Origin of the sequence: Lentibacillus kapialis, assembly GCF_014646635.1 — a bacterium.
Classification (GTDB): domain Bacteria; phylum Bacillota; class Bacilli; order Bacillales; family Amphibacillaceae; genus Lentibacillus; species Lentibacillus kapialis.
In genome coordinates, this window is the sequence record NZ_BMNQ01000136.1 from 1 (window position 1) to 702 (window position 702).

1 protein-coding gene is annotated in these 702 nt (G+C 41.9%); it reads left to right on the plus strand.

Annotated elements, in window-relative coordinates; genetic code table 11:
• A partial coding sequence (locus IEW67_RS17970) for an IS91 family transposase (protein WP_229671968.1) occupies positions 1–702 on the plus strand: 702 nt, incomplete at both ends.

The window sequence follows — 702 nt, forward strand, 5'->3', positions numbered from 1 at the left end:
AGCTAATCAGAAAGAACCTGACAAAGAAAGAAAAGAAACAGGTTCAGCCGCGCTTACAAAAGGCTTTTTCCGAAAATGGGGAAGGCTTCTATGTGTATGCGCCAAAACAAAGGGGGAAAATAAAAGATCAACTGCGATATATTGGCCGTTATATGCGTCGACCAGCGATTGGAATCAATCGGATTGAGGCATATGATGGGCAAACTGTGACCTTCAAATACATCGATAAAAAAGATCATCAAGAGAAACGTGAAACGTTGACTGTCGAAGCGTTTATCAGTCGCTTAATCCGACATATTCCGGATGAGCAATTCAAAACGATTCGTCATTATGGCATGTATTCAAGACGAAGCAAAAGCTTAAGCAAGAGAATGTTGGCTGCATGGCAACAAAGAACAAGACGCTGGATATTGAAAGTGAAGAAAACGCTTCGCCGCCAAACATGGCGAGAGCGTGTTATTTCCAGTGGCCAAAAAGACCCCATGATATGTCCACATTGTGACAATTATTATGAGTACATGGGAGAAGTGTGTCCGGAGGATGGGAAACTAGAAATAAAAGTGGCATTTTCAACTGATGCAAGACGCTATATGGAGAGGATGATTGTCTATCTCGAAGAAACTCCGAAACCAAAACAAACGGAAGAAATACAAAAAGAAAAAGGGGGCCGATCATCTACAACCCAAGAAGACGTCGATCAAT